15 protein-coding genes and 1 pseudogene are annotated in these 19,994 nt (G+C 63.7%); 10 read left to right on the top strand and 6 right to left on the bottom strand.

Going from position 1 to position 19,994, the window contains the following annotated elements:
• The first annotated feature begins 3 nt into the window (after window positions 1-3).
• Genes MHX52_RS09180 through MHX52_RS09190 form a run of 3 tightly spaced genes read left to right on the top strand, consistent with a single transcriptional unit; the run spans window position 4 to window position 1,542 of the window.
• Window positions 4-861 (top strand): Na+/H+ antiporter subunit E, encoded by an 858-nt coding sequence (locus MHX52_RS09180; RefSeq protein WP_049050282.1) that lies wholly within the window; start codon window positions 4-6, stop codon window positions 859-861.
• Window positions 862-1,140, top strand: coding sequence for a monovalent cation/H+ antiporter complex subunit F (locus MHX52_RS09185; protein ID WP_011274270.1), 279 nt, complete (start codon window positions 862-864; stop codon window positions 1,138-1,140).
• On the top strand, window positions 1,141-1,542 hold the full coding sequence (locus MHX52_RS09190) for a Na+/H+ antiporter subunit G (RefSeq protein WP_070487771.1): 402 nt from the start codon (window positions 1,141-1,143) through the stop codon (window positions 1,540-1,542).
• Between the two features lie 137 nt (window positions 1,543-1,679).
• On the opposite strand, the gene MHX52_RS09195 is transcribed toward MHX52_RS09190, so the two are convergent.
• Window positions 1,680-2,105, bottom strand: a complete 426-nt coding sequence (locus tag MHX52_RS09195) for an organic hydroperoxide resistance protein (protein WP_239317854.1) — start codon at window positions 2,103-2,105, stop codon at window positions 1,680-1,682.
• A 116-nt stretch (window positions 2,106-2,221) separates the two neighbouring features.
• On the bottom strand, window positions 2,222-3,853 hold the full coding sequence (locus MHX52_RS09200) for a catalase (RefSeq protein ID WP_239317856.1): 1,632 nt from the start codon (window positions 3,851-3,853) through the stop codon (window positions 2,222-2,224).
• An 81-nt stretch (window positions 3,854-3,934) separates the two neighbouring features.
• Between MHX52_RS09200 and MHX52_RS09205 the strand changes: the two genes are divergently transcribed.
• Together MHX52_RS09205 and MHX52_RS09210 are read left to right on the top strand one after the other, a co-directional pair.
• Window positions 3,935-4,552: an RNA polymerase sigma factor gene (locus MHX52_RS09205; protein ID WP_239317857.1), complete on the top strand. Its 618-nt coding sequence runs from the start codon at window positions 3,935-3,937 to the stop codon at window positions 4,550-4,552.
• A 67-nt stretch (window positions 4,553-4,619) separates the two neighbouring features.
• Window positions 4,620-5,894, top strand: a complete 1,275-nt coding sequence (locus tag MHX52_RS09210; RefSeq protein WP_239317859.1) for a ferrochelatase — start codon at window positions 4,620-4,622, stop codon at window positions 5,892-5,894.
• 87 nt (window positions 5,895-5,981) lie between these two features.
• Here MHX52_RS09210 and MHX52_RS09215 read toward each other — a convergent pair whose 3' ends face one another.
• Both MHX52_RS09215 and MHX52_RS09220 read right to left on the bottom strand, forming a co-directional pair.
• The gene (locus tag MHX52_RS09215) at window positions 5,982-7,040 is read right to left on the bottom strand and encodes an aspartate-semialdehyde dehydrogenase (RefSeq protein ID WP_070487767.1); all 1,059 of its coding nucleotides are present in this window, start codon (window positions 7,038-7,040) and stop codon (window positions 5,982-5,984) included.
• Between the two features lie 38 nt (window positions 7,041-7,078).
• A complete protein-coding gene (locus MHX52_RS09220; protein WP_239317861.1) occupies window positions 7,079-8,344 on the bottom strand; it encodes an aspartate kinase in 1,266 nt (421 codons plus the stop codon).
• Window positions 8,345-8,652: 308 nt separating this feature from the next.
• Here MHX52_RS09220 and MHX52_RS09225 point away from each other — a divergent pair, with 308 nt between their 5' ends.
• The 5 genes from MHX52_RS09225 to MHX52_RS09245 all read left to right on the top strand — a co-directional run bounded on the left by MHX52_RS09225 (window position 8,653) and on the right by MHX52_RS09245 (window position 18,803).
• Window positions 8,653-9,573: a DMT family transporter gene (locus MHX52_RS09225; RefSeq protein ID WP_239317863.1), complete on the top strand. Its 921-nt coding sequence runs from the start codon at window positions 8,653-8,655 to the stop codon at window positions 9,571-9,573.
• A gap of 112 nt (window positions 9,574-9,685) precedes the next feature.
• Entirely contained in the window at window positions 9,686-12,157 is a 2,472-nt protein-coding gene (locus MHX52_RS09230) for an Ig-like domain-containing protein (protein WP_239317865.1), read from the top strand.
• Window positions 12,158-12,193: 36 nt separating this feature from the next.
• Window positions 12,194-14,539 carry an Ig-like domain-containing protein gene (locus MHX52_RS09235; protein WP_239317867.1) on the top strand — a complete coding sequence of 782 codons (2,346 nt, stop codon included), beginning with the start codon at window positions 12,194-12,196 and terminating at the stop codon, window positions 14,537-14,539.
• 383 nt (window positions 14,540-14,922) lie between these two features.
• On the top strand, window positions 14,923-16,764 hold the full coding sequence (gene leuA / locus MHX52_RS09240) for a 2-isopropylmalate synthase (RefSeq protein ID WP_239317868.1): 1,842 nt from the start codon (window positions 14,923-14,925) through the stop codon (window positions 16,762-16,764).
• A gap of 62 nt (window positions 16,765-16,826) precedes the next feature.
• Window positions 16,827-18,803, top strand: coding sequence for a DNA polymerase III subunit epsilon (locus MHX52_RS09245; protein ID WP_239317870.1), 1,977 nt, complete (start codon window positions 16,827-16,829; stop codon window positions 18,801-18,803).
• Window positions 18,804-19,112: 309 nt separating this feature from the next.
• On the opposite strand, the gene MHX52_RS09250 is transcribed toward MHX52_RS09245, so the two are convergent.
• Together MHX52_RS09250 and MHX52_RS09255 are read right to left on the bottom strand one after the other, a co-directional pair.
• Window positions 19,113-19,532 carry a low molecular weight phosphatase family protein gene (locus MHX52_RS09250; RefSeq protein ID WP_034984582.1) on the bottom strand — a complete coding sequence of 140 codons (420 nt, stop codon included), beginning with the start codon at window positions 19,530-19,532 and terminating at the stop codon, window positions 19,113-19,115.
• Between the two features lie 17 nt (window positions 19,533-19,549).
• Window positions 19,550-19,849: pseudogene (locus MHX52_RS09255) on the bottom strand (arsenic resistance protein); the annotation flags it as partial.
• Window positions 19,850-19,994 lie beyond the last annotated feature (145 nt).

A 19,994-nucleotide genomic window follows, 5' to 3' on the forward strand; every position in this document is an offset into this window, starting at 1 on the left:
GCCATGGCAAAGTTCAGTATTGTCCAAGCAGTGAAGTCCACCGGCCACGCGCTGAAGTACGCCGCCTGGCTGGTCGGGCAGATCATCAAGGAGTCGGTCGTCATGGCGACCGATACCCTCGGCACCGGCCGCAACATCGCGCCGGTGGTGATCTACTACCCGCTGCGTGTAACCAGCGAGCGGGACATCGCAGCCCTCATCGCCTCGATCACCATGACCCCCGGCACGCTCTCCCTGGGCGTGACCGGCCCGAAGGAGGTCGACTACGACGCAGCCGCCGGCGAGCGCAGCACTAAGGATGCCTTCGCCGTAGCCCGCTCGGAGTTCAACACCCACGGCCTGGACCACGTCCAGCGCTTCCTCGCGGTACACGCCATGTACGGCGCGGACCCGGAAGAACTCCTGGCCAGCCTGGCCGACATGGAGGAGCACCTCGCCCCGTCGGTGAAAGATAAGCCGCTGCACTTCGACGTGCAGTACCTGGTGGAGAAAGGTCGCCCAGGCCCGCGCGGCTTCCGCGGTTCGCGCGGTGGCCGCGCATCCGACGAGACGGTCTTCGACGTGGAGAAGGTGGATTCCACTCCGCACGCCGCCGCGTTCGTCGCCGCGATCCTGCAGTCCGACGAGGAGGAGAAAAACCCCTCCGACGTGCGCGACATGGATCGCAAGGAGCGCTACGAGATCGCCCGCCGAAACGCCGAGCGCGCCAGGGCCCGGATCTCCAATGCAACCCCCGATATTGATACTTTCCGCGGGGACAACCTGGGGGCGTCCAAACCCGACCAGGAAGGCCGCACCAAACCGGGAGAGACCTTGTACGACCCGTTGTACCCGAAGAACAACCCGAAGGAAGGCAAGTAGATGGAGCCCAGGGACCTACTAAATATCCTGGTGGGCATCGCCGCCGCCATTGTTGTTGTCGCGCTGTTTACGGTGCTGTGGCGCGCTGTTTCTACGCATAATGACGCCCGCCGCGCCGTCCTTTCCGACATGGTGTTTATGGCGATGGCCGGCCTGTTTTTGTGTTATTCGATCTTCCACCGCACGGCGATCACCTACGAGGTCGCACTGTTCGCCGGCCTGTTCGGCGCGCTGTCGACGATCGCTTATGCCCGCATCATTTCTCGAGGGAGGCGCTAAATGTCCACAACAATCCTCGCCGCCGCCGGCGAAATGGTCGAGTTCAGCGAGCCGGGTTGGCTCGGCGCGATTACCGCGGGTGTGCTCGCCATTCTCGGGGCGATCTTCATCTTTGTTTCTGCCCGCGCGATGTACCTTGCTCCGGACGCCATCAGTCAGGTCAACATGGTCGGTCCAGCTGTCGGCGTGGGGCTTCCCCTGCTGATCAGCGCCAACCTGGTTTACTCCTGGTCGACGGAAGGGTTTGTTCTGGGCGAGTTGATCCGCGCAATCGTCGCCATCACTGCGCTGCTGGTGATCGGCGCCGTCGGTTCATACGTGATGGGCCGCGCGCTGCATGCGACGCACTGGGATCACACTGTGCCGCTGTCCGGTGGTCAGAAGGCGAAAGAGCCCAAGTAGCGCCTGCGGGCGCAACCTCAAGACCAGTAGCACCAATAGAAAACGAGTCCGCCCCCACTTCCTCGGTGGGGGCGGACTCGTTTTTGCTTTAGCGGCGCCAGCTGCCGGGCAGCTGGCCACCGGCCGCTGAGGCGGAACTAGCCGACGACGGCAACGGCCTCAACGTCGATCTCGCCGCGCATTGCCTTGGAGTAGGGGCAGAATGCGTGAGCGTCCGCGACCAGCTCATCGGCCTTGGCCTGGTCCACGCCGAAGACTGTGGCGGTGATCTTCGCGGACAGGCGGAAGCCCTCCGGAACCTTGTTCAGGGTGGTCTCGACGGTGACCTCCGGGGACTGGCTCATCTCCACGCCAGCCTCCTTGAGGGTCTTCTGCAGGGCGCCGTTGAAGCAGGCGGCCCAGCCTGCGGAGACCAGCTGCTCCGGGTTCGTGCCCTCGCCGGAGCCGCCCAGTGCCTTCGGTGGACGAACGTCCAGGTCGATCTGGCGGTCGTCGGTGGCTACGTGGCCGTCGCGGCCGCCGCCGGTAGAAAGTGCCTTTGCTGTGTACAGTGCCTCGCTCATGAGTGAACCAATCCTTTCGCCAAAACTGTCTGTTGGTCGTCGTTAGTTGCTGTTTGATTCTTTTGCGGCGCCCAGCCTACGTGAACCGGCGGGCGCCGCGCTGTGGCCAGTGGCGGCTACTTGCCGGTGAAGATTTCCTTCACCCGGTCGCGCAGGTTCTCGTCGACCTTGCCCCAGTAGGTCCAGCACTGCTCGGCCACCTGGTCAGACACACCGTCCATCGCGCCTGCAATGTTGTTTGCCAAGCGCTCCCGGGCGGCGTCATCCAGAACCTCGCGCACCAGCTGGCCCGCCTGGATGAAGTCATCGTCCTCCGGGTGGCGGACGTATGCCCCGCGGGTCAGGTCGGTGCCGTGCAGGTCGTCGTACAGGCCCAGCTCCTCCGCGGCGGTCACGGCGGATTCCTGGCCGCGGCCAAAGCCGTACTGGGATTCACCGGCGGCCACGCCCTGCTCGACGGCACCGGAGCCGTCGTTGACGTCGTTTACGCCCTCGCCGCGCTCGAAGCGATTCGGGGAGTACACCGGAGTGCCGGCCGGCGGGAACTCCTGGTTACCCGCGCCGTCCTTGGCGGTGTAGTAGTTCTTCTCCGCCACAATGGAACGGTTGGAGGGCAGCTGGTGGAAGTTCACGCCCAGGCGGTAACGCTGCGTGTCTGCGTAGGCGAAGGAGCGAGCCAGCAGCATCTTGTCCGGAGACAGCCCAATGCCCGGCACCAGGTTCGACGGCGCGAAAGCGGCCTGCTCGATCTGGGCGAAGAAGTTCTGCGGGTTCTCGTTCAGTGTGAAGTGGCCGACCGGAATCAGCGGATAATCCTTCTGGGACCAGGTCTTCGTCAGGTCAAACGGGTTCCAGCGGTAATCTTCCGCCTCGGCGACAGGCATGATCTGCACCTTCACATCCCACGTCGGGTAATCGCCGCGTTCGATGGCGTCATAAAGATCCTGGCGGGAGGAATCAAAGTTTCCAGAAGCAATGACCTTGGCGGCCTCGTCGTCGGTGTAGAAGTCCCAGCCCTGGCGGGTCTTGAAGTGGTACTTCACCCAGAAGCGCTCGCCGGCGGCGTTGATCCACTGATAGGTGTGGGAGCCGAAGCCGTCCATGTGGCGGAAATCCGTCGGGATGCCGCGGTCGCCCATCAGGTAGGTCACCTGGTGCGCAGTCTCCGGGGAGCGGGTCCAGAAATCCCACTGCATGTCCGCAGAGCGCAGGCCGGAATCCGCCAGGCGCTTCTGGGAACGGATGAAATCCGGGAACTTAATGCCGTCGCGCAGGAAGAACACCGGAGTGTTGTTGCCCACGATGTCGTAGTTACCCTGCTGGGTGTAAAACTTCAGCGAGAATCCGCGCACGTCGCGCACCGCATCGGGGAAGCCCTGCTCGCCCGCGACGGTGGAAAAGCGGGCCAGCATCGGGGTCACGCGCCCCGGCTGGAACAGGTCCGCCTTGGTGTACTTGGAGACGTCCTCGGTGATGGTCAGCTCGCCGAAGGCACCGGAGCCCTTAGCGTGCACGTTGCGCTCCGGGATGCGCTCGCGGTTGAAGTGCGCGTGCTTTTCCACCAGGTGTACGTCGGAAAGCAACAGCGGGCCCTGCTCGCCCACGGTCGCGGAGTGCTCCTCGGTGCTGACCGGGGAACCGTTCACGTTCGTCGACGCCCCGGAGTAGGGGCACACGCCGCGGGAGGCGACGTCCTTGGCCGTGGTGATTGGGTCGTTATTGGTGCCGTCGTTATTCGTAGCAGTCATGGGTACCTCCAGATACCTAATAGCTTTGGCTATGCAATCCACCTTGCCAGAATTTCCGCACCCGCGTGCTAGGCTTTGTCCATGACCAGCCAGGTGACCAGCAGTCAGGCGCACGATGCCGCTGTGACCGACCTTGCCCTGCGCGCCGCCAGTGGCGACCGCCAGGCGTTGACAGAATTCATTTCCGCCACGCACGACGACGTGTGGCGCCTGCTGGCTCACCTGGCCGATACCGACCGCGCGGACGACCTCACACAGGAGACCTACCTGCGCGTATTGAGCGCCCTGCCGCGCTTCGCCGCCCGCTCCACGGCCCGCACCTGGATCCTCTCCCTCGCCCGTCGCGTGTGGGTCGATAGCGTGCGCCACGATATGGCCCGCCCCCGCAGTTCCGCCACGGAGATTGAGGACGCCACCAGCGCCACCCCCGCCGCCGAAACCACTGGCGGGCAGAGCTGGGCGGAATGGGTGGACACTCGCGCCCTCATCGACCAGCTGGAGGAGGAACGCCGCGAGGCTCTGATCCTCACGCAGGTGCTGGGCTACACCTACGCCGAGGCCGCGAAGATCGCCAACGTCCGCGTGGGCACAATCCGCTCCCGCGTTGCCCGCGCCCGCGCCGACCTGGTTGAGATGGCTGGCGAGGGACGAGGTGGCGTCACAAAGAAGAAGAACAAGCGCCGCTTCGGCGTAGCCTAACCCGGGTACAGCCACGCGCCGCGGCGCGTTTAAGGAACAACAGGGCCGACGGGCTAGGCTGGTTCACATGAGCACGAGCGCTAAAACCCCCGCTATCGCCCCCGATTCCGCCCTCCTGCTGCTGTCTTTCGGCGGCCCGGAGAAGGCCGAGGACGTGGTGCCTTTCCTGGAGAACGTCACGCGCGGCCGCGGCATCCCCCGCGAGCGTTTGGAGAAGGTCGGCGAGCACTACTTCGCGCTCGGCGGTCGCTCCCCCATCAACGACCAGAACAAGCAGCTGATCCGCAACATCGAGGCTGAGCTGGCCCGGCGCGACATCGACCTGCCCGTGTACTTCGGCAACCGCAATTGGGAACCCTATGTGGAGGACGCACTGCAGCAGATGGCCCGCGATGGCATCCGCCACGTATACGTCTTCGCCACCAGCGCGTGGGGCGGTTACTCGGGTTGCTCGCAGTATCAGGAGGATCTGCGCCGCGCCATCGCTGCCTGCGAGGAGGCTGGCCTGGAGCCCCCGAAGGTGGAGCGCCTGCCGCAGTTCCACCGCCACCCGACGTTCATCGCGGAGTTCGCCCAGGCAGTGGATGCGGCCCGCGAGCAGCTGCGTGCAGAGCACGGCGAGGAGACCGCCGCGCAGGCCGACCTGGTTTTCACCGCGCATTCGGTGCCGACGGTGGCGGATAAGGCGGCGGGCCCGCACAAGTTCGGCGGGAATCTGTACTCCCAGCAGGTGCTGGATGCCTCGCGTTTGATCCAGCAGGCCAGCAGCTTCGCTAACACCCCTGGTAGTGGCGCGGATTACGGCTGGACTGGCCGGCTTTCCCGCCACGAGAACGTCGGCGGCCGTGGGGATGGGCCTGCGCACACGGGTGAGACGGTGGGTGTGGATGTGGGTACCGGCACCGACCTGGATGTTGAGCTGGTGTGGCAGTCGCGCTCTGGTTCGCCGCATGTGCCGTGGCTGGAGCCGGACGTGTGCGACCACATCGAGGCACGTGCGGAGTCCGGCAATAAGCGCGCAATTGTGCTGTGCCCGGTCGGCTTCATCACCGACCACATGGAGGTCAAGTGGGATCTGGATACGGAGGCCCGCGATGCCGCAGCAAAGGCGGGCATCCCCTTCGTGCGCGTTGCCACCCCGGGTTTGACCGCCGGTTTCGCGGGGATGGTGGTTGATCTTGTTGTTGGTAGTGACGCCCCCAGCGCCAACCTCTCTGAAGATCAGCAGGCCGCGCGCGATTTGGCGGCGAAGGTGGTCGGCGAGCTGGCGACGGTTCCGGACTTCGGCCGCACGTTCAACGGCAAGCCGTGTGCGCCGGGGTGCTGCGGTAGCGAGGCCTAGCGGCCGGGGCGCGAAGACCCGGCGACACGGCGCAGCGCTAGACACCGCGACCGCCGTTTGGCTCGGGCGCGGTGCAGCAGGGTGCGGTTAGACCAGCAGCTCCGCGATCTGGATGGTGTTCAGAGCGGCACCCTTGCGCAGGTTATCGCCTGCGACGACCAGCACCAGGCCGCGGTTTCCGTCGACGGTCTGATCCTGGCGGATGCGGCCGACCAGGCTCTCGTCGATGCCCGTGGCAGCCAGCGGGGTGGGCACGTCCACGACCTTCACGCCCGGGGTTTCGGCCAGCAGCTTGCGGGCGGTGTCCGGGGTGATTTCGCGGTCGAATTCCGCGTGGATGGTCATGGTGTGGCCTGTGAAGACGGGCACGCGCACGCAGGTGCCGGCAACGCGCAGCTCGGGGATTCCCAGGATCTTGCGGGATTCGTTGCGCAGCTTCTGCTCTTCGTCGGTCTCTTCGGAGCCGTCGTCGACCAGGTTGCCAGCCAGCGGCAGGGCGTTGAAGGCGATGGGCTCCACGTAGGGACCCAGGTCTCCGGCCTTGAGGGCGGAGCCGTCGTGCACCAGCTTGCGCAGCCCCTCGTCGTCAATGGTGTTCTCGGTGGCGACCAGGTTGTCCAGCACCTGGCGCACCAGCGCGTCCACGCCGGCCAGCCCGGAGCCGGAAACGGCCTGGTAGGAGCTGACGTGCATCTGCTTCAGGCCCGCCGCCTTGTGCAGTGCACCCATGACAGGCATGGCGGCCATGGTGGTGCAGTTCGGGTTGGCGATGATGCCCTTGGGCGGGTTCTTGACGTCCTGCGGGTTCACCTCGGAGACGACCAGCGGGACTTCCGGGTCCTTACGGAAGGCCGAGGAGTTGTCCACGACGATCGCGCCGGCCTCGGCGAAGCGCGGGGAGTGCTCGCGGGAGGTTCCGCCGCCTGCGGAGAACAGCGCGATGTCGATGCCGCGTAGGTCCTCGGTGGCGGTGGCTGCGACGTCCTCGATGACGATCTGCTCGCCGCGGAATTCCAGCTCCTTACCCGCGGAGCGGGAGGAGGCGAAGAATCGTACCTTGTCCGCCGGGAAGTTCCGCTCGACGAGGATGTCGCGCATAACGCGACCGACTTGGCCGGTGGCTCCGACGACAGCGATGGTGGTCATTCGGGGATCTACCTCTTCTATCTGCTTAAGCTGCTGTTTTAGCGTCCCGTCCCAGCGTACACGGTGGCTTCTTCGTCGCCGCCCAGCTGGAAGCGTTCGTGGATGGCGCGCACGGCCTTATCCACGTCGGTGTCGCGGATCAGTACGGAGATGCGGATCTCGGAGGTACTGATCAGTTCGATGTTCACGCCCGCGTCACGTAGCGCCTCGCAGAAGTCGGCGGTCACGCCGGGGTGGGACTTCATGCCCGCGCCGACCAGGGAGACCTTGCCCACGTGGTCGTCGAAGATAAGGTCCTGCCAGTCGTTCTGTTCCTTAATCCCCTTCAGCAGTTGCATTGCGCGGGTGGCGTCGGTACGCGGGCAGGTGAAGGTGATGTCGGTGCGGTTGTTGTCGATCTTGCTGATGTTCTGCACAACCATGTCGATGTTGATCTCAGCGTCGGCGACGGCGCGGAAGACCTTCGCTGCCTCCCCGGGAGAGTCCGGGATGCCGAGAACGGCGATCTTGGCTTCGGAGCGGTCGTGTGCCACGCCGGTGAGTACTGCTTCTTCCATGGGAATATCCTCCATTGATCCAGAGACGAGGGTGCCGATGTCGGTGCTATACGAGGAGCGGACACGCAGGGGCACGTCGAACGCGCGGGCGTATTCCACGCTGCGCAGCATCAGCACCTTCGCGCCGACGGCTGCCATCTCCAGCATTTCTTCGAAAGAGATCGTGTCGAGCTTTTGAGCGTCCGGCACGATGCGCGGGTCCGCGGTGTACACGCCGTCGACGTCAGAATAGATCTCGCACACGTCGGCGTTAAGCGCCGCAGCCAGGGCGACTGCGGTAGCATCTGAGCCGCCGCGTCCAAGTGTGGTCACGTCGCGCGTCTCGCGGTTCACGCCTTGGAAGCCTGCGACGAGGCAGATTTTCCCTTCGTCCAGAGCTTCCTGCACGCGGCCGGGGGTGACATCCACGATGCGCGCATTGCCGTGCCGTTCGGTAGTCAGCACGCCTGCCTGCGATCCGGTGAAGGACTGCGCCTCCGCGCCGAAGGAGGCGATAGCCATGGCCACCAGTGCGTTGGAGATGCGCTCACCGGCGGTCAGCAGCATATCCATCTCGCGCGCGGGCGGCACGGGGTTTACCTGCTCAGCGAGTTCCAGCAGGTCATCGGTGGTGTCTCCCATTGCGGAGCAGACGACGACTACATCGTTGCCCTGCTTCTTGGTTTCCACGATTCGCTCGGCTACGCGCCGGATCCTCTCCGCGCTTTCCAGCGAGGAGCCGCCGTATTTCTGAACGATGAGCGCCACTGGTTGTTGCCACCTTCCGGGTCTAGTCTTAATCAAACTTTAGACTACTTTGTCTGTTTCCCTGGGGCTAGGGTTCGAGTAACTCTTTTTTACTTTATGACGCCACCTCTTCAGCAAACCACATTCGTCACATACGTAACACGCGCGTCGCAGGCCAATATCCGTCGCAACCCCTGGCGTCCGATAAAGTACCCAGGGTACAAAGCATGCGAATTCGGTACATCAGCGTAAGCGCGCCCATCCGGTGCAGCACAGCACGACCGACCAAGAAGATAACCATGAAGATAACGAAGAGGTGAGGGGGCACGATGCTCGAAAACAACGCTCTCGCAGTTGTTTTCGCGCTGGGCTCCGCGCTCACCATCGCCTGGGGGACGGTGGTGCGCCACCGCATCGCCATCGCCTCCGGCGAGAACCGCAGCGGCGCCATCTGGGACGCCATCAAGCAGCCAATGTGGTGGGTCGGCGTGGCCAGTGCGCTATTCGGATACCTCCTGCAAATTGTGGCGCTGGGGTTCGGAACGCTGCTGGTGGTGCAGCCGATCCTCGTACTCTCCCTGATGTTCACACTGCCACTGTCGGCGAAATACGACGGGCGGCGAATATCGGCGTCCGAAACAGCATGGGCAGGGCTTTTGACGGCCGCAGTGGCCATCCTCGTTGTGCGCGGCAATCCGGCGCCTGGGCACCGCGAGCCAGACCTGAGCGTGTGGCTAGTGTGCCTGAGCATCGGCGCAGTGATCCTGCTGGCGTTCTTTGTGTATGCGCTGGAGCAGGCAGCCGCGCTGCGCGCGTTGGTGCTGGGGTCCATCACCGGCGCGATCATGGGATATGTCGCCGTGCTTTCGAAAGCCGTGGTGGATATTTTCCGCGATTTCGGGATGGCCGCGCTGCTGGCCTCCTGGGAGCTGTGGACTTTGATCGCCTTCGCGGCGATCGGCACGGCGGTGCAGCAGGCCTCATTTAACGCCGGGCCACTGAAGAACTCCTTGCCCGCGATGACAGTGGTGGAGCCACTTGTGGCGTTCGTTCTGGGCTACATCGTACTGGGCGAGAAGTTCCAGATTGACGGCTGGGAGTACGCCTACATGGCAACCGCCATTGCAGTGATGACGATCTCGACAGTGATTCTGAGCCGCAAGTCGATCGACGAAGGCGGCAGCGCTGAGGCACCCACTGAGACAGCCCCAGCCGCAGGCGCGGGCGTATCCAAGCATCAAATCAACTGATCAAATCTCATCCTATTGACAGTTTTCAGTTAGCTCTGCTTAACTACCCTCTAAGTTTTCAGCACCCTGCAGAAAGCCTCTACTCACCTTTCTAGAACTCATAAGGAGTGGGATGAAAAAGATCATCTCCACGACCGCCGTGCTTGGACTAGTCACGGGCGGTCTGCTCTTAACCTCTGCCGCATCCACTGCCGAGACCACCAGCGCCGGTATCTCACTCAGCTGCCAAGCAACCCCTTCCACAAGCCTGGCGGGGCCACAGGAATTCAGCACAGAAAATGTCACCGTCAACATTGATGCCCCAAAGAGTGTCCGGATCGGCGAGGAGTTCCGCACCGCATTCTCCATCGACCCGGTAGAGGTCGAACTGCCGGCACTTCCGATGGGCGCAAAGATGGAGAGCGCGAGCCGGTTGAAGCTGGATCTCGCTCTGCCGGCAGGCGTGGAGTTCCTCGGCGCGGATATCGACGACTCGAAGTCCAACTTGAAGGGCATGAAGGTCATCCAGGTGGATGATGCGGGTCGCCCCAGCGCCACCGGCCAATTCCTCCGCGTAACCAGCGCAGACAACGCCGCCATCGGCAATAGCCCGAACTCTGCCCGCAACCGCGAGGGCGGAATCAAGTACACGATGAATGGCTCCAAGATCGATCTACGCTTCCCTGAGATCACACTTCGCCTCAAGGCGAAGACCGCTGGGGAAAAGTCGCTGGGAGTGCGCGCCCAGGGCGCGGCGGGCACCTTCGCTAAGGACGAGAACTTCCTCACGATGCTGGGCAAGGTATCCGCACCGCTTGTAGGCACCATCTGGGCCCCGGTGCAGTGCTCGCCACGCGCGAACAGTAAGGCTCCTCTGGACCCTCGGGCCTCGAAGCTGGCGAGCGTAGACGTCGCTGAGGCTTCCGAGGTGGCCCTGAACCTCGAGGCCAGCGACACTCCAGTAGCCGGTAAGCCCACCGAACTGACCGCAAGCCTCGAGCCAACCGCTGAGGGAACCGTGGAATTCACCTCCGGCGGCCTGAAAGCAAGCGCTCCGGTGGTCGATGGCAAGGCCACTGCAGAGCTGACGTTCCCAACCACTGGCGAGCACGAGGTCACGGCACGCTTCCAGCCGAAGAATTCCGGCGAGTTCAAGGAGGCTACGGCCACCACTACCGTGACGGTCGAGGGCCAGGACGCGGCCCTGAGCGTCGAGGCTCCTGAAAACGCCCCGGCGCGTTCGCGCGTAGAGGTGAAGGCCACCGTGGCGGAGGGCGCCGAGGGTACTGTGCGCTTCCGCCTGGGTGATGCGACGGTGACGGCGAAGGTAGGCGCTGGGGCCGCCGTCGCTGAGCTGCCCACCGGCTCGACCCCCGGGGATCAGCAGATCACCGCAGAGTTCATTCCCGCCCCGCGCAGCGCATTCGCAGCAGGCACGGCTAGCGCACCGATCACGATCGATGCCGTCACCGGAACGACGATCGAGCTAGGCGCGGACCCCACCGGCCCGGTTCGCCCCGGGCAGCCGGTGAGCATTAGCGCCACCGTCACCCCTGCAGAGAACACGGAGCAGGCAGAAGGCAAGGTGGAGTTCCTCATCGATGGCGAGCGGGTCACCCGCACGCTGGAGGAGCACCGCGCGACCGTGGAGTTCACCCCAGACCGCGCTGGCGAGTTCCGGGTGGAAGCCAAGTTCATCCCGGCAGATGAAACCCAAACTCCAGCCGAGGATGTACTGACCGTACAGGTCCAGGGATCCTCTGAGACCCAGCTTGAAGTCAACGCGCCGACGGACGTCCAGCCGCTGGTTGAGGCGCCAACCACCGTAACCGTTAACCCGGCTGCAGCTGGCACCGTGACTGCCGTGATTGACGGACGCCGTATTTCCGCAGAGGTTCAGGAAGACTCAGGAACCGTCACTCTGCCACTGGTGTTCCCACGCGAGGGAGACTTCGAAGTCCCAGTCACCTTCGCCCCTGCGAACCCGGCTGACGCGCAGCGCGCGGAAACCACAATCAACGTCAAGGTCGCCGCTCCTGCAGTAAGCGGCGTCGATATCGCTCTCACCGGACCCAATACCGCCGTAAAGGGCGAGAAGACGAACTACACTGCGACCCTCACCCCAGATGCAGGTGACCGTCACGGCGTGACGGGCTTCCTGGAGGTCCTTATCGACGGCAAGAAGGTCACCAAGGACGGCGAGCCGATCCGCATCCCAGTCGTTGAAGGCATCGCAGAGTTTGACGTGCTGTGGAACCGCGCCGGCGCCCAAGAACTCACCGCGGTGTTCCACAACACCGAAGGCAAGGAAGTCTCCCGCACCGCAACAACCGTGACTGTGGCGGGCGGCGCCGACAAGCCAGGTGAGACCGATAAGCCGGGCGACAATGACAAGCCTGACGAGCACACTCCGGACAAGACTGGCAATTCCAGCGGTAGCTCTAACGGCAGCTCCAACAGTGTTGCGCCGAGCGGCTCCAACGCCACGGCGACTAAGCCCTTCGCTCCGCTGGTCGAGTTCTTCCGCATGTTGTGGGAGTGGCTGACTTCACTGTTCTCCGGTGGTGGCTCCTCTACTGGTAGCTCCACCGCGCCCCGCAACTAATTCCTTCCCACCTCTTACTCCCACAAGGACTGTTCCATGACCCTAATGCCCTCCCGCCGCTTGGGCCGTATCGCTCTGGGCGCGATCACTTCCCTATCCCTTAGCTTCACACTCATTTCAGCGGCTCCCTCCAGCTTTGCCAACCCCCTTGCCGCTGCAGCTCCGACGAGCAAGTCGGTGCTGGTGAATCACCTGTGCGTCGAGCACAAGGGGTGGCTCTCCAATGGCTCCGACCTGACGCTTTCGCCCGACGATGTCGCCGTCGAATACCCGGAAACTGTTCTTCCGGGGCAGACTTTCACCGTGAAGATCCAGCCGGGCGAGATGCGCACCGGTGGAAAGGATACGGGGCGGATGAAGTACGACATCGCGCTGCCGCAGGGGGTGAAGATCAGCAACCTACGCCTCGACGGTGGCGCGTCCGGCCTCAATGCCAACCCAGCTGCAGTGGTGCAGCGCGTTGATGCTGCAGGCAAGCCGAATGCCAACGGCGCGTTCGCCCGCATCTGGGATGGCGCGAACTCCGTAAATAACGGCGGCAATGAAAACGACAGCTGGGGATGGGGGACTGGCCGCGCTGGCCTGGCAGTAGACAAGAACAAGTCCTTCCGCCTGCCACGCATCGCCTTCGACGTCACCGCCCCGACCGAGGTGGGCGCAAAGATCGTGACCGGCCTGCGCGCGGCCGGCAGCGGTGTTGGCCCCACCAGCAAGGAGAACAGGGATAACACCCTGTCGATGCTTGCCAAGGCAAACGCCACAGATGCGGTGTACTGCACCGCGGATGCCGCCGGCAAGACTCTCACCAGCACCACGGTGGCCCTGCGCGATACACAGACCGAATTCGCCGAAACCTCCACCGACCTTGAGGTCTTCAGCGGCGCAGGCGATGTCACCCTGAAGGCCCTCGTCAAGGACACGAACGGCCAGCCCATCACCGAAGGCAAGGTCGAGTTCGACCTGGGCGATGGCGAGCGCCGCACAGTGGATGTCCGCGATGGCGTCGCGGAGCTGCGCTACACCTACGCCGAGCTGGAGGACCGCGAGTCCGTAAAGCACAAGGTTGTGGCCCGCTACCTGGGCGTCGAGGGACGCACGAGCGCCTCCGAGGCAACCACGACCGTGACGGTCAACCCCGTGCCGCGCACTGCCTTGAAGGCCACCATTGACCTCAAGGGCGAGGTCGACGCGACAGCCCCCGCGGAGGGCAAGCTGCCGCTGACTCTGCAGGCGACGGTTGGCGCTGAGCTGGCTAATCCGGAAGCAGATCCCGATGCTGATGCCGCCCTCGAGGACGGCGTGGAAGTAGTGTTCTTCAACGGCGACGAGGAGATCGGTCGCGCGAAGACCGCGAACGGCGTGGCGGAACTGCAGGCCACCGTGCCGGATGAGCCAGCCACGCTGCAGCTGCGCGCCGTCGTCGAGGACTTCGAGAACGACACCCAGGAGGTCTCCGGCGCCGAGGACACGCTTGAGCTGAAGGTGGCTCCGGTCGCGAAGACCACCCTGAAGTTGGACGAGGTTGAACCGGCGCTGGTGGGCGAAAAGCGAAAGCTGAGCGCTCAGTACACTGCAACCCCCGGCTCCCCGGAAGGGGCCGAGGTGATCTTCCGCGCCAACGGCATCCGTATCGGCACCGCGCAGACCGACGCCGAGGGCAACGCGAGCGTGGAGCACGCCTTCGACCAGGCTGGCCTGCAGACGATCACCGCGGAGGTTCGCGAGCGTGAGGTATCTGGACGCACGTTCGCCAAGGCAGTGGCCGAGCCGGTGAAGTTTGAAGTGCTCAGCCCGGGGAAGGTGGAGACCGGAACCACCCTGAGCCGCGATGAGGTGAATGTCGATCTGGACGCCCAGACGCTTACGGGCGATACTGTGGCCTTCACTGCGAAGGTGACCGTCCAAGGGGATGAGAAGATCACAGAAGGAGCAACCGTTTCCTTCTTCAACGGCGAGCAGTTCCTCGGTACCGCACCGGTTGATCCCAACACCGGCGAGGCACGTTTCGAGTACCGTTTCCCGACCCGCGGTGAACACCAGATGCGGGCAGTCTTCAACGGCCAGGAAGTCGTCAATGCCGATGGCGCAGTCACAGCGCTGCTGGAGCCCTCCACCTCCGAGGAGCTGACCGTGGAGGTAAAGGCTCACGAAATTGTGGTCGAGGATACGGGCACAGGCAATGACGGTGGCAATGACGGCAACGGAAATGAAAACCCGGATAACGGAAACCCCGGAGATAACGAGCCTGGTAAGGGCTCTTCCCAGGGATCTTCCCAGGACTCTTCGGAGAATTCGACCCTACGCACCATTCTGATCACGCTTGGCTCCCTCGGAATCATCAGCGCGATCATCGCAGCCGCGATGCACTTCTTCAATCGCTAGCGTCCCCCTTGGGCCGCTAGTGCCCTATCAGGTCGCTAGCGCCCTAATGGGTGCCGAGACGGCGGCGTCATAAAGAAAGAACGATAAAAAAGAACCACACCAAACACCCCACATTGAGGGACAAACTTCTCACAGTGTGGGATTTTCGGGCGGTTTTTAGCTGTTTTGGAAGCTCTTTCTGTGACGCACCTAATACTCGGGCTATAGTGGTGACCATGACTACGCCAGCGCGCAACCTGCTTCTGCGACGCGGCGGGGCTCAAAGGTTCTAAGAGATCTGAGCTTACAGCTCAACGACCGACCGGCACCCCGTCGCGGAATTTGGCGTTGCCGGTCGGGAATAACAACCAAGAACAAACAATTCTTCTCAGGAGCCCCCACCCATGTCTAACGACACTTTCATCTCCGCACCCGCCCGCATCAACACCCCGAACGGCGAAATCCCCGAAGGCCAGCCCGCCTGGAACAAACAGCGCAACTCCACCATGCCGCACGCGCGCTACCAGCCGTTCTTCGAAGAGGTAGAGGAAATCACCCTGCCGGATCGCACTTGGCCGGACAAGGTCATCGACCGCGCGCCGCAGTGGTGCGCCGTGGATCTGCGCGACGGCAACCAGGCCCTGATTGACCCGATGAGCCCCGAGCGCAAGCGCCGCATGTTCGAACTGCTGGTCGACATGGGCTACAAGGAGATCGAGGTCGGCTTCCCGTCTGCCTCCCAGACCGACTTCAACTTCGTCCGCGAGATCATCGAGAAGAACATGATCCCCGACGACGTCACCATCCAAGTACTGGTCCAGGCACGCGAGCACCTGATCCGCCGCACCTTCGAAGCCTGCGAGGGCGCGAAGAACGTCATCGTCCACTTCTACAACTCCACCTCGAAGCTGCAGCGCAAGGTCGTGTTCCGCAAGGACAAGGAAGCCATCAAGAAGCTGGCCACCGACGCAGCCGAGCTGATTAAGACCATCGCCAAGGACTACCCGGATACCAACTGGCGCTGGGAGTACTCCCCCGAGTCCTTCACCGGCACCGAGGTTGCCTACGCCAAGGAAGTCTGCGACGCAGTCGTCGAGGTTATGGACCCGACGCCGGAGAACCCGATCATCCTGAACCTGCCCTCCACCGTCGAGATGATCACCCCGAACGTGTACGCGGACTCCATCGAGTGGATGCACCGCAACCTGAACCGCCGCGACTCCATCATCCTGTCGCTGCACCCGCACAACGACCGCGGCACCGGCGTGGCCGCCGCCGAGCTGGGCTACATGGCCGGCGCCGACCGCATCGAGGGCTGCCTGTTCGGCAACGGCGAGCGCACGGGCAACGTCTGCCTGGTCACTCTGGGCCTGAACATGCTGACCCAGGGCGTGGACCCGCAGATCGACTTCTCCGACATCGACCAGATCCGCCGCACCGTTGAGTACTGCAACCAGCTGCGCGTGCCGGAGCGCCACCCCTACGGCGGCGACCTGGTGTTCACCGCATTCTCCGGCTCCCACCAGGATGCGATTAACAAGGGCCTGGATGCCATCGCAGAGAAGATCGACCCGGACGCCACCGCCGAGGAAGTCACCCAGGAGGCCATGGTCGAGAAGACTTGGGAGGTCCCCTACCTGCCGATCGACCCGAAGGACGTTGGCCGTTCCTACGAGGCCGTGATTCGCGTGAACTCCCAGTCCGGCAAGGGCGGCGTGGCCTACATCATGAAGACCGACCACAACCTGCAGCTGCCGCGCCCGATGCAGGTGGAGTTCTCCTCCGTCGTGCAGGCCGTCACCGATGCCGAGGGTGGCGAGGTGAACCCGAAGGCCATGTGGGATATCTTCTCCGGCGAGTACCTGGACCGTGTCGCGCCGATCGAGACCATCTCCCTGACCGTCGACGGCGGCCAGAACGAAGGCGAAGAGGCCAAGGTCACCGGCCAGATCGAGTTCAACGGCGAAGGCAAGACTGTGCAGGGTCGCGGCAATGGCCCGATCAACGCATACTGCAACGCGCTGGAAGAGCTGGGCTACGACGTGGAGGTGCAGGAGTACAGTCAGCACGCCCGCACCTCGGGCGACGACGCTGAGGCCGCCGCCTACGTCCTGGCTGAGATCAACGGTGCGAAGTTCTGGGGCGTGGGCATCGCCAGCTCCATTACCTACGCTTCGCTGAAGGCGATCACCTCCGCGGTGAACCGTTCGCAGGATGCCGCCGCTGGGGTTTCCCAGGGAGTCTAGGGTCCCGGGAACCGCGCAGCCTGCCAGCGGGGCGCGGTTCCCCGCTGGGTAGTATGTAGTCCATGAACGAGAACGATCACTCGGCCGCCCCCGGCCCCGAGCACACCGGCGCGCGCCGTCCCAGGCGCCCGCGCCGCAGGGTGACTCGCCCTGCAGGTTCTCTCGCTGTTTCTTTTTCGGACGGTACTTCTTCGGACGCTAGTACTTCGGACGCCCCCTCCCCCGCCCACAACCATTCCCCCGCAGGTGCCGAGGGGCGCTCTGAGCCGGGGGCAGAGGTGTACTCCGCTCCGGTTGAAAACCCCGAGGCCCGAGCTGCCGCGGATTCCAGCGGGAGTGCCCGCGAGGACAACGACCAGTCGAGCCCCCGCGCGGAGCTCGAGTCCGCTCTGCACGACCTCCCCTCCAAGGAGGAGGCCCCCTTTGCGGCCGTGAGCATCTCCACCTCCGGCATTCACCCGAAAACCTCCCGGCTGGTGGCACTTTCCGTGGTCTTCTTCGGCCCCGGCGCGGAAGCCCCCGGCGACGCTGCACACCCCGACGAACTGCCGACCATTAACATCGGCCAGGAAATCGGCGCGCTGACGCGCCACCTCAACCCCGGCGAAGACGCCGGCCCCTGGCACCTCCACGGCTACCAGGTCAACGAGCTCTCCCAGGCGCTGGGCTTCAACTCCAGCGCGCAGCTGATCCACCAGGCCTTGGACGGGCGCACGCTCATCATGCATGAGTCCGACTACGTGTGGGGCTTCATCACCCACGAGTTCAAACTGTCGCAGCGCTCAGCGAACCGCGGCCGTCGCAGCCGTGGCCGCGGCCGCGGTCGCGGTGGTCGGCGCCAGCCAACCCCCGCGCCGGTCTCCATCATCGACACACTCGCCACCGCCCGACGCCAGGCCATCGACTCCACCGACCCCCGCCTGCGCGCCATCGTCGCCAGCTACAACCGCGCCGCCGAAGCTGCCACCACTGCTACCGACTCCACCGCTACGGCTCCCACTCCAAGCTCCAGCACCAATCCAAGCTCCACCGCCGCCGACTCCACCACCGAGCCGGCTACCAGCTCAAACGCTCCCGCAAACGCCGGCCGGTCCGCCGTGCTGGCCCCTGCGACGGCACTGCCGGAGGTGGGTGCGGTGGCGTCACTAAGTAAAAAAGACATCGACCCCGACGAGCTGCTCGAGGCGAACGCGCGCCTCACCGCCGCCCTCGCGCTCGCGCAGCAGCGCAACGGCGAGCTGACGGTGCTGGACCCTGAGGACCTCGCGGCCGATCAATTTGGGCTACGTCGTAGTGGCCTTCGTATTGACGCCGCTAACTCTCCCCGCCCATTCGTAAACCCCGGGGCGTGGAAGCGCGGGGAGCCGCTGGTCGAGGGGATGGAGTTTGTGGTCAGCCCGGATGTGGCGATCGACCCGGACGTGCTGATCGGCCAGGGTGTCGCCGCGGGACTGGCGTATAGCGAGAAGTTGAATCGTCGCAGCTCGCTGGTGGTGTGCAACGAAAACTACGAGCTGCGGGGCAAGGCGATGCACGCCGACCGGAAGAACATTCCCCTGATCCGGGACGAGGACTTCCTGGCTCTGCTGGATAACGTGCAGCCCGGCGAGAGGGAGGACGTTCCGGCGAAGCCTGGTGCGGACGCCCGCCCGCGGACCAGCGGGCTCGCCGGCCCGCGCGGCGGGTCCGGCGGCTCGGGCGGCAGGTCCAACTCCGGTGGCTCCAACTCCAACGGGCCCGGCGGTTCCGGTTCCGGCGCCAACAAATCCAATCACTCCGGTAACTCCGGCGACTCAAGCAACTCCCAAGGCCACGACCAGGGCAAAAGCCGAGGAAGCCACAGCTCAGGAGGCCAGAAGGGGAAGATCCCCGGGCCTAGCAACAAACGAAATCGTCGCAGGCGTCGGCGCCGCAAGGGCTCCGGCGGGTCCGGCGGGTCCGGCGGATCGGATAGCTCCCGCGGCAAGAATGGCTCCGGTGGATCCGGTGGCAAGAATAACGGTGGCGGCAACCGTGGCGGCAAGAGCAATTCCCACTAGCCCCATTGAGATCACTAGTCCCACCAATACCACGCCGGAACCTCCCAGCTGGCTTGCAAAGTTACGGATGTCCCAAATCTTCCACTTTCAGCAGCTAGCAAGTGTGAAGCAAAAATATGCACCCACTCTGACCTGCGCAAATAGAAAGCTATAAAAACAGAGTGGAAGATTTGGGACATTGATCCCTTTTAGTGTCGGAAATGTTGCAAACTCGCGGCAAACCTACGACGTCCGTCAGGCTGATTTGCACCCACCCGAGCCCGCGGGCGCCAATAAAAACGCTCAAACGGGCTCGGAGACTGTCCGCTCTCAATCGTCAAGCAACTCGGCAACGAGCGACTGCACGCGGGCGTCGATATCATCACGGATCAGCCGCATGCGCTCCATGCCCTCTACCCCACGCGCGGAAGGCTCGTCAGTAACCCACCGCTGAAGATTGCCTCGCGCTTCATCTGGAAGCTCGAGCTGCGCATCCTTTCCGAGAATGATCACGCGATCAACATCCCGCAGCAAAGTTGAATCAACATCCTTCGGGTGGCCGCCGGCCATATCAGCGCCGACTTCACTTATAGCTTCCACCGACTCAGCGTTTAGCTTTTCGGCTGGTTTGGTGCCAGCGGAATATATCTCAATCATCTCACCAGCATGCTTTTCGGCTAGAGCAGCAGCCATCTGCGACTTCCCGCCGTTACCTACACAAACAAAGAGAACTTTAGGTTTCGTGCTCATTTTGATTCGCTCCCTCATTAACCGAATCGTTTGGGGCTACCCGACCGAGTAGGCAGCGTCGGATCCCCGGCGAAAAGTTTCGGCCCTATCCAGAGCATGACGTAAACCAGTCCAACGAGCACCGGAATCTCGATCAGCGGGCCGACCGTTCCAGCCAGTGCCTGCGCAGAGGTCGCACCAAAAGTACCGATAGACACGGCGATGGCAAGCTCAAAGTTATTTCCCGCAGCAGTAAAAGAAACCGATGCAGACTGAGCGTAGTTCAATCCCGTTGCCTTTGAAACGACCAAGCTAATCGCAAACATGCCAGCGAAGTGGTTGCGTCCCTTAGTGTGGTGTAACGCTTGCTGATGGTGGGTCCCGGAAAGTAGTGGGCGGCCACCGCCAGTTAGCCTTTCGACTCAACTACCACATCTCACCGAAAGGCCTATGACGATGACCGCTGCACCGTATTCTATGACG

This window comes from Corynebacterium sp. ACRQJ, assembly GCF_022346045.1.
In the GTDB taxonomy this organism is placed as follows: domain Bacteria; phylum Actinomycetota; class Actinomycetes; order Mycobacteriales; family Mycobacteriaceae; genus Corynebacterium; species Corynebacterium evansiae.

Excerpts from the sequence above, each read along its gene's own strand:
- MHX52_RS09180 (WP_049050282.1), top strand. The coding sequence starts at position 4 with ATGGCAAAGTTCAGTATTGTCCAAGCAGTGAAGTCCACCGGCCACGCG.
- MHX52_RS09185 (WP_011274270.1), top strand. The coding sequence starts at position 862 with ATGGAGCCCAGGGACCTACTAAATATCCTGGTGGGCATCGCCGCCGCC.
- MHX52_RS09190 (WP_070487771.1), top strand. The coding sequence starts at position 1,141 with ATGTCCACAACAATCCTCGCCGCCGCCGGCGAAATGGTCGAGTTCAGC.
- MHX52_RS09195 (WP_239317854.1), bottom strand. The coding sequence starts at position 2,105 with ATGAGCGAGGCACTGTACACAGCAAAGGCACTTTCTACCGGCGGCGGC.
- MHX52_RS09200 (WP_239317856.1), bottom strand. The coding sequence starts at position 3,853 with ATGACTGCTACGAATAACGACGGCACCAATAACGACCCAATCACCACG.
- MHX52_RS09205 (WP_239317857.1), top strand. The coding sequence starts at position 3,935 with ATGACCAGCCAGGTGACCAGCAGTCAGGCGCACGATGCCGCTGTGACC.
- MHX52_RS09210 (WP_239317859.1), top strand. The coding sequence starts at position 4,620 with ATGAGCACGAGCGCTAAAACCCCCGCTATCGCCCCCGATTCCGCCCTC.
- MHX52_RS09215 (WP_070487767.1), bottom strand. The coding sequence starts at position 7,040 with ATGACCACCATCGCTGTCGTCGGAGCCACCGGCCAAGTCGGTCGCGTT.
- MHX52_RS09225 (WP_239317863.1), top strand. The coding sequence starts at position 8,653 with ATGCTCGAAAACAACGCTCTCGCAGTTGTTTTCGCGCTGGGCTCCGCG.
- MHX52_RS09230 (WP_239317865.1), top strand. The coding sequence starts at position 9,686 with ATGAAAAAGATCATCTCCACGACCGCCGTGCTTGGACTAGTCACGGGC.
- MHX52_RS09235 (WP_239317867.1), top strand. The coding sequence starts at position 12,194 with ATGACCCTAATGCCCTCCCGCCGCTTGGGCCGTATCGCTCTGGGCGCG.
- leuA (WP_239317868.1), top strand. The coding sequence starts at position 14,923 with ATGTCTAACGACACTTTCATCTCCGCACCCGCCCGCATCAACACCCCG.
- MHX52_RS09245 (WP_239317870.1), top strand. The coding sequence starts at position 16,827 with ATGAACGAGAACGATCACTCGGCCGCCCCCGGCCCCGAGCACACCGGC.
- MHX52_RS09250 (WP_034984582.1), bottom strand. The coding sequence starts at position 19,532 with ATGAGCACGAAACCTAAAGTTCTCTTTGTTTGTGTAGGTAACGGCGGG.